This is a genomic window from Tenacibaculum geojense (assembly GCF_042676005.1).
Taxonomy (GTDB): domain Bacteria; phylum Bacteroidota; class Bacteroidia; order Flavobacteriales; family Flavobacteriaceae; genus Polaribacter; species Polaribacter geojense.
Window position 1 is genome coordinate 25858 of the sequence record NZ_JBHTJR010000041.1, and the last position, 8832, is coordinate 34689.

Here is an 8832-nt window from a genome sequence, read left to right on the forward strand (position 1 = left end):
AACTTGTTACGCTAACATTGTAACTGGATTTTCTAAATATGTTTTTAATGTTTGTAAAAACTGAGCACCAACAGCACCATCAACTGTTCTGTGGTCACAAGCTAAAGTAAGCTTCATAGTGTTACCAACAACAATTTCACCGTTTTTAACCACAGGCTTTTGAACAATAGCACCTACTGATAAAATTGCAGAATTTGGCTGATTGATAATTGAAGTAAAACTTTCTATACCAAACATACCTAAGTTAGAAACAGTAAAAGTGCTTCCTTGCATTTCGTTAGGTGTTATTTTTTTATTTCTAGCCTTACCTGCTAAATCTTTAACAGATGCTCCAATTTGAGTTAAAGTTAATGCATCGGTGTGTTTAACAACAGGTACAACCAATCCTTCATCAACAGCAACAGCAACACCTACGTGAATATGTTTATAAAACTTAGTAGTGTTATCTGTCCATGATGTATTAACCTGAGGGTGTTTTCTTAAAGCCATGGCACAAGCTTTTACTACCATGTCGTTAAAAGATACTTTTGTATCAGGTATTGCATTAATGCTTTTTCTTGAAGCTATAGCATTGTCCATATCTACTTCTATATTTAAATAGAAATGTGGAGCACTAAATTTAGAGTTACTTAACGCTTTAGCAATAGCTTTACGCATTTGAGAATTTTTCACTTCTTCTGTACCTTCTTCACCAGCTATAGCAAATTGAGTTACGGCAGCTTTTGTATTTGAAGTCGTTTCAGAATTAGCAGGAGTTGAGTTTTGATTAGGAGTAAAGTTTTCTACATCTTTCTTTACAATCCTCCCATTTTCTCCAGATCCAGTTACTTCAGATAAATTAATACCTTTATCCTTAGCTATTTTTTTAGCAAGCGGTGAAGCAAATATTCTGCCTCCAGTATTATTTGAGTTTGAAGTTTTATTTTTGGTAGCAGACTCTGATGTTGAATCTGTTTTTTCTGCTACTTTTTTAACTTCTTTTTTCTCTTCTGAACTGGTGTTACTTTGAGTAGCTCCACTTTTATGAGCGTCTATAACAGCTGATACATCAGTGCCTTCCTCTCCAATTATAGCTAATAAACTGTCCACAGGTGCACTTTCTCCTTCACTTACACCAATGTGTAATAAAGTACCTTCATGGAAAGATTCGAATTCCATTGTAGCTTTATCTGTTTCAATTTCAGCTAAAATATCTCCCTCTTCAACTTTATCGCCTACATTTTTTAACCAAGATGCTACAGTTCCTTCTACCATAGTATCACTTAAACGTGGCATGGTAACTACTTGCACATTATCAGGTATGGTAGCGTTGTTAGAAGTTGTTGTTTCTTCTTCTTTTTGCTTCGAAGAAGTATCTTCTACAGTATTTTCCTCTGATGAGTTATTATTTCCACTTAATAAGTCAGAAATATCTTCACCTTCTTCACCAATTATAGCTAATAAGGTATCAACAGGAGCTGTTTCTCCTTCTTGAATACCAATATGTAGTAAAGTACCTTCATGGAAAGATTCGAATTCCATTGTAGCTTTATCTGTTTCAATTTCAGCTAAAATATCTCCTTCTTCAACTTTATCTCCAACTTTTTTTAACCAAGAAGCTACTACTCCTTCTTCCATTGTATCGCTTAAGCGAGGCATATTTATAATTGTTGCCATATTTACTAAGTTTTTGTTGGATTATTTAATAAAAGGATAGTCTTTTTGCTCATAAACTACATCATGAAGTAAGTTTAAGTCTGGGTATGGAGATTCTTCTGCGAATTTCTCACACTCTTTAACTTTAGCTTTTACCTCTTTATCCATAGCTTTAATTTCCTCTTCAGAAGCGTAATTATTTTCTTTAATTACATTTAAAACTTGAGTAATAGGATCTATTTTTTTGTACTCTTCAACTTCGTCTTTAGTTCTGTAGTGTTGCGCATCAGACATAGAGTGTCCACGGTAACGGTAGGTTTTCATTTCTAAGAAAGTAGGTCCGTCACCTCTTCGTGCTCTTTGAATAGCTTCATCAACAGCTTCTGCTACTTTAATTGGGTTCATACCGTCAACTGGTCCACAAGGCATTTCATATCCTAAACCTAGTTTCCAAACATCTTCATGATTTGCTGTTCTTTCAACTGATGTTCCCATAGCATAACCATTATTTTCACAAATAAAGATTACTGGTAATTTCCAGTTCATAGCCATATTGAAGGTTTCGTGAAGCGATCCTTGACGAGCAGCACCGTCACCAAAATAACATAAAGTAACAGCATCGTTTCCTTTATATTTGTCACCAAAAGCAAGACCAGCTCCTAATGGAATTTGACCACCAACAATTCCGTGTCCTCCGTAAAAACGAAATTCTTTAGAGAATATATGCATTGATCCTCCCATACCTTGAGAAGTACCCGTTGCTTTACCATATAATTCTGCCATTACACGTTTTGGATCTTCACCCATACCAATTGGTTGTACGTGGTTACGATAAGCGGTTATCATTTTATCTTTAGTCAAATCCATAGCATGTAATGCACCTGCTAAAACAGCTTCTTGACCATTATATAAATGTAAAAAACCTCTTACTTTTTGTTGGATATATACTTCGGCAAGTTTGTCTTCAAATTTTCGCCAAAATAACATGTCTTTATACCAGTTAAGGTAGGTTTCCTTTGTGATTTCTTTCATTCTGAATTTGTTGTTTGTCGTTGCTTTATAAAAAAATGCAAGTACAAAAATAACGGTTTTATTCAGAATAAAAAAAGATGGGTTTAAGATTTAGCGGTAACGTTTTCGATGAGTAAAAAAAAGGTTATTTTTCATCTCTAACAATCACTGCAATTACTTTAGCACCAGTAGCTAAAGTCCATTGATTTTCTTTGATCACATTTTTCTTATCATCAAAAAAAGCAAAGTATGCAGTGTTAGGAGAAAGTTCTCCTTCATTTAAAGCTTTTACTTCTATTTTATTAATTCCAATTTCTAACGGAATTTTGATGGTTTTTACTTCTGGAGTTAATAAAAAGTTTGTTCTATATATTTTTCCGTTAATAATGTATGCTACTTTATCTCCATCAAATCGGCCAAAATCGTATGAGCTTATGTATATGAATTCGGAAGTAGTATGAAAGCTTCCCAAATCCATATCAATCATAGGGAAGTTATTAAAGTTTCCTTCTATATTTTTTTTGTAGTTGCGTTGAGCCATTATTTCAGAAGTAACAATACCTTTATTGTTTTGTTCTTGCTCTTGTTTTTCTTTTGCTCGTTTTTTATCTAACTCTTTTTTAGCGTTTTTAAAACCATTGTCATTTTCAAAATCTAAAGAGATGGGCTTGGTAACCTCTTTAACAGGTTGTTTGTTTACACCAATTAAAGGTCCGTTATTCTTGCCACCTGTACCAACATCAACCTGGGAGTGAAGAGAAGCAAAAAAGCTTAAAAAAGTGAATATAAAAAATAAAAATCTCATTTTCTTCATAATAAACTACTGTAACAAATATAGTGCCGTTTGTTTTAATGAGTTTTTGATGTGTGTTAAAAGTTACTTAACAGGAAACGAAAAATATTGTTTAGGATATGGCTCTTTTCTTAATGTAAAATGCCACCACTCTTTACTATATGGTCGGAAACCATGCTTTTTCATTACTTTTTGTAGCAAATACCTATTGTTTTTTTGTTGTTGTGTGAGTTTGTTATAGCTAAGGTGTGAAATTTCTCCAAAAAAGTCATATGGACTTCCCATGTCTAGTTCTCGACCTGTTTTTAAATCGATAATGGTTAAGTCTACTGTACTACCTCTTGAATGTCCAGATTTAGAAGAGATATAACCTAGTTTAAATAAATGTCTTTTATTAACTTTAGGGTAATATTGTTGCTTCTTTATAGTGTCGTTTATGCTTTTTGCCCATTTCACAAAATGATTTACAGCTGTTTGTGGTCTGTAAGCGTCATAAATTTTAAGGCTTAAGCTATCTTTTAGTAATTCATTTTGAACTTTATTTAATGCCTTTACCGTTGGAGTTGTGGCTATAAGAACATTTTCTTCGTAACCATTTACCGGTATACCAACAAAGTTATTATGAGAGCAATACCTCAATTCTTTTTGTATAGAAGGAATTGCTTCTTGAATATAAGCGAATCCTTTTGGTAAATTTTGACTAAATGTATGTGTTACTACTAATAATAGTAAACCTAAAATATACTTCATGTAGTAAAAGTACTAAATATACTCACATAAAAAAACCAGAGCAATGATGCTCTGGTTACATAAACCAAGTATTAGTGGGTTTTGAGTTAGCTAACAAAAACCATACTAATGTTTTAAATACGTTGTTATAAATTCATATACCATTATTACAAGATCTTTTAATAATTGGAATATGTAGCTATCAAATACAAAATCAAAAAAGTTTTCCATAGTTGTTTTTTTATGTTGTTACCAAATTTTAAAACTTACGGAGCCATTTTGGTCATAATTTCTAACAAACCCATGTTCACCACTGTTAATTGTTATGGCTTTATTTGTTGTTCCTGAAAAACCATCATTACAGTTTACTTTTAAAAAGTAGGTTTCTATGGTGCCATTGTTATTAAATGTAGATTCTGAAAAATCGATATCGATATTTTTCTTGTTTTTAAACCAAGATGCTAATTTTTCAAGTTCTTTTTTAGTGGTGTTTTTATTAATTAACAGTTCTGCTTTTTCATTATTAATTGTGCTACTGAATAAAAAAGTTACATCATTGTTGTTGTCGTTATCATTCCAGTTGTTATCTGTGTTTTCGTCATAGCTATTTAGCTTACTATCACTACTGCAATCTATACAGTCAAGTCCGTCTTTTGTCATTTGAAATGTATGATTTGCCATGTCTCGATCATAAATATTATCTGTATTAGCAATATTGTATAAGAACTTTTTAGAAGAGTTTTCAAAAAATACTTTACTATCTTCCGGTAGATATAAAACAATACTTACTTCTTCATCTTTTAATAAGTTTTTATAGGCACTTAAAAAGAAAGCATCTAAAACAATTTTGTTGTTTTTAATTGTATAGTTGTAGTTTATTTTTTCTGCTTCTTGAATTGCTAATTGCTTTTTTCTAGCCTCTGATTCTTTAATAATCTCTACATAACTATTTTCATTTTCACTTTTTTTAACAGTAAACTTTATGTAGTTAGAATATTTAAATTTTTCATCATCAATAAACACTTCCATTGAATTGTTTTGACGTTTAATATTAGGTAAGTAATACAAATCGTTATTGTTTTCAAAAGCAATTTTTACAGGTTCTTCGTTGTTAATTGTAATAGTATTTTTAGTCACTTTAACACCATCATATGCTTTTGATGTGGCAAATTCGATTCCAAAAAACATCAATCCTAATAATGCAACAATCCATAACCCAACCAATGTGTATGAGGCTGTACTGTTTAATCTTTTTACGTTAGGTGATAAAATTCGTAGTCCTAAAATGAATAACGCTAAGAATGGTAAACCTATAACAATAATAAAGAATACGGTTAATAACCAAATAGGTAAAATTGACTCTTGAAAAAATGGCGGGTATTGAAACCAATCACTATCTACGCTTATAATTTCAAATGAACCTACAGAGAATACTCCTAGAACTGTAGTAACTAGCATTATACCAGAAACTAATAAAAAAATAATTGCTAGAAATTTACCAAACACTTTAAATAAAACAGTTAGTATTTTTCCTAAGGTATCTAGCAAATCTTGAAAACCCGACTTTGTCTGTGATTTTATTTTATCGTAATCTGCTCCTGATAATTTATCAGTTATTTCATTGGCACCATCTTTTAGCCGACTTGAGATTGATCCAATCTCGTCACGAATTTTTTTTTCTATATTTTCAATATTTACCGCTTCACCTTCCATTTGTAATTTTTCAGAAGTAGTTTTGGCTTCTGGCAATAACACCCAAAGAATAATATAAGCGGGTATTCCAAAACCAAACCCTGCAAATACCAATAATAAAAATGCTAAACGAATCCAAATTGCATCTACTGCTACATAATGTGCAATACCAGCGCAAACTCCACCTAAAAATTTATCATCACCATCTCTAAATAATTTTTTAGAAGATTTTCTATTACGATTGTACGTTGTATTTTCTGTGTAAGCTTCATCTGTTTCAGCGTAATCTTCAGGTTGACCCATAATTGCTATCACTTCATCAATATCACTATCGTTTACAACTTGTCTTGCGTCAGTAATTCTTTCCGATAATAATTCGCTAATTCTAGCTTCAATATCTGCAATTATTTCATTTTTTCCTTGTGGATCATCACTTAGAGATCTAGCTATAGCATCTAGATAACGTTTTAATTTTTGATAGGCTGTTTCATCTATATGGAAAAAGAATCCACCTAAATTAATATTAATAGTCTTATTCATTTGTAGTTGATTTTGTGTTTGTTACTTGGTTTACTGCAGATACTAGATTATTCCAAGTTTTATCTAGTTCTTTTAAAAAAATTGTACCATTATCTGTTAATACATAATACTTTCTTGGTGGTCCAGAGGTTGATTCTTCCCATCTATACGATAATAAACCTGCGTTTTTTAAACGTGTTAATAACGGGTATATGGTTCCTTCAACCACAATCATCTCTGCTGCTTTTAACGTTTCAAGTATTTCAGATGTATATGCATCTCCTTTTTGTAATATTGATAAGATGCAATATTCTAAAACACCTTTACGCATCTGTGCTTTTGTGTTTTCTATTTTCATTGACAGTGGTTTATTATTTAATAAATTTAATAGTAAAAGGGTAGTGGTAGTTTTCTCCCTTATTAGCTTTTAAGGCTGCAATAATTATTAAAGCTATTTTAATTAATACCAGTATACCTACTATTGAAGAAATGCCAAAAAATGTAGTAACATCCCCATCAAGGTTAAAATGATATTCAAAATTTGAATAACCAAAATCTACAGAATCAAAATTTCTGAAAGCCTTAAATAAATTTCCGAATATTAGTGTAAAAAAGGAAGCGCTTACTATAAAAATATACAAGCTAAAACTAATATTAAAGTTTACCGCCTCTTTACCATGTGCATCTAAAAAGTCACTTTTATCTTTTTGTGTTTGCCAAAGTATTAATGGTGTAATAATACTTCCTAATGGAAAGAAATATCCTGCAAAAGATGAAATATGCATCAAAAAAGCGTTAGTGTGTTGTTGTTTATTATCCATTTTTAAATATATATAATACTATACTATGCAAATATATGTTTAAAAAAAGGTATTATGCAATACATAGTACTAAAATTTAACATATTTTAACATTTGTCATGTTCTTATTTGTCAATTAAAAATATGTACATTGCAAGTAAATACAACGCTTTATGAAGTTTACACCCTTTAAAATAAATTCTTTTTTACTTTTCAAATTACCATCTGCATTCATTGTTGGGGCAAGAGTTAAACATATATCAGATAAAGAATCTATTGTTAAAATTAAACACAGATGGATTAATCAAAATCCATTTAAAAGTATGTTTTGGGCAGTTCAAGGAATGTCTGCAGAGTTATCTACGGGTATATTAGTAATGCAATCAATTCATAATTCAGGAAAAAAAATATCTATGTTGGTTACTAATATGGATGCAACTTTTTCAAAAAAAGCAACGGGAAAAATAACATTTACTTGTAAACAAGGCGAAGAAATAAACTCTGTAATAGAAAAGGCAATTAAAACAAAAGAAGGGCAAACTTTGGTATTAACTTCTGAAGGAGTTAATACTGACGGTGTAGTTGTTTCAAAATTTAATTTCGAATGGAGTTTGAAGCTAAAACAGTAACAAAACCAATTAAAACGCGTCTAACAAATAAAAACTAATTATTATGAATGCACATGAAATCGATTACCGTATTTATGGTGAAGAAATGCAATATGTAGAAATAGAGCTAGACCCTCAAGAAGGTGTTGTTGCTGAAAGTGGAAGTTTTATGATGATGGATAGTGATGTAGGAATGAATACTATTTTTGGAGATGGTTCTAATCAAGAAAAAGGAGTTTTAGGAAAACTATTTTCTGCTGGAAAACGATTGTTAACAGGAGAAAGTTTGTTTATGACTGTTTTTACAAATCAAGGCTACGGCAAAAAGAATGTTTCTTTTGCTTCTCCTTATCCAGGAAAAATCATACCAATTGATTTATCTGAATTTGGAGGAAAGTTTATTTGTCAAAAAGATGCTTTTTTGTGTGCTGCCAAAGGGGTATCAATTGGTGTTGAGTTTTCTAGAAAACTAGGAAGAGGTCTTTTTGGTGGAGAAGGTTTTATAATGCAAAAAATGGAAGGAGACGGAATGGGTTTTATTCATGCTGGTGGAACTATGGCAAAAAAGGTTTTAAAACCAGGTGAGGTGTTAAAAGTTGATACTGGTTGTATAGTTGGTTTTACACAAGATGTAGATTATGATATTGAATTTGTAGGTGGCATAAAAAATACAATATTTGGAGGTGAAGGATTGTTTTTTGCTACTTTAAAAGGTCCTGGAATTGTATATATACAATCATTACCATTTAGTAGATTAGCTGGAAGAGTTTTAGCTATGGCTCCACAAACAGGAAGAGGAGATAGAGGGGAAGGAAGTATTTTGGGAGGTATTGGGGATCTTTTAGATGGTGATAATAGATTTTAATTAAAGAATGAGTCGTCCTAAAATAGGTTGACAGTTTTAAAAAATATATTTAAACCAGAGAAGCTAGCTTCTCTGGTTTTTTGTTATGTATAAAATTAGGTGTTTTCATTTTCAAACTCAAATGTGGTCTTAAATTATTATAAATATTTATGGATTGCTCAATGAGTTTTTTTAATTCCT

At 31.1% G+C, this 8832-nt stretch carries 9 protein-coding genes; 2 read left to right on the plus strand and 7 right to left on the minus strand.

Going from position 1 to position 8832, the window contains the following annotated elements:
* Nucleotides 1–6 precede the first annotated feature (6 nt).
* The 7 genes from ACFQ1U_RS06850 to ACFQ1U_RS06880 form a co-directional block, all read right to left on the minus strand.
* Nucleotides 7–1656: a pyruvate dehydrogenase complex dihydrolipoamide acetyltransferase gene (locus ACFQ1U_RS06850; RefSeq protein WP_386106671.1), complete on the minus strand. Its 1650-nt coding sequence runs from the start codon at nt 1654–1656 to the stop codon at nt 7–9.
* Between the two features lie 21 nt (nt 1657–1677).
* Complete coding sequence (pdhA, locus tag ACFQ1U_RS06855) at nt 1678–2667, minus strand: pyruvate dehydrogenase (acetyl-transferring) E1 component subunit alpha (RefSeq protein WP_386106673.1); 990 nt, start codon at nt 2665–2667, stop codon at nt 1678–1680.
* A gap of 124 nt (nt 2668–2791) precedes the next feature.
* Entirely contained in the window at nt 2792–3460 is a 669-nt protein-coding gene (locus ACFQ1U_RS06860) for a hypothetical protein (protein WP_386106675.1), read from the minus strand.
* A 63-nt stretch (nt 3461–3523) separates the two neighbouring features.
* Nucleotides 3524–4189, minus strand: a complete 666-nt coding sequence (locus ACFQ1U_RS06865) for a M15 family metallopeptidase (RefSeq protein WP_386106677.1) — start codon at nt 4187–4189, stop codon at nt 3524–3526.
* Between the two features lie 228 nt (nt 4190–4417).
* Nucleotides 4418–6400 (minus strand): PspC domain-containing protein, encoded by a 1983-nt coding sequence (locus ACFQ1U_RS06870; protein WP_386106679.1) that lies wholly within the window; start codon nt 6398–6400, stop codon nt 4418–4420.
* A complete protein-coding gene (locus tag ACFQ1U_RS06875; RefSeq protein WP_386106681.1) occupies nt 6393–6737 on the minus strand; it encodes a PadR family transcriptional regulator in 345 nt (114 codons plus the stop codon). Before ACFQ1U_RS06875 ends, ACFQ1U_RS06870 begins: the two co-directional genes overlap by 8 nt.
* A gap of 13 nt (nt 6738–6750) precedes the next feature.
* Nucleotides 6751–7200: a DUF4870 domain-containing protein gene (locus ACFQ1U_RS06880; protein WP_386106683.1), complete on the minus strand. Its 450-nt coding sequence runs from the start codon at nt 7198–7200 to the stop codon at nt 6751–6753.
* Between the two features lie 152 nt (nt 7201–7352).
* On the opposite strand from ACFQ1U_RS06880, the gene ACFQ1U_RS06885 reads away from it, so the two are divergent.
* Nucleotides 7353–7808 carry a DUF4442 domain-containing protein gene (locus ACFQ1U_RS06885; RefSeq protein ID WP_386106685.1) on the plus strand — a complete coding sequence of 152 codons (456 nt, stop codon included), beginning with the start codon at nt 7353–7355 and terminating at the stop codon, nt 7806–7808.
* A 43-nt stretch (nt 7809–7851) separates the two neighbouring features.
* The gene (locus ACFQ1U_RS06890; protein WP_386106687.1) at nt 7852–8652 is read left to right on the plus strand and encodes a TIGR00266 family protein; all 801 of its coding nucleotides are present in this window, start codon (nt 7852–7854) and stop codon (nt 8650–8652) included.
* Nucleotides 8653–8832: the final 180 nt, after the last annotated feature.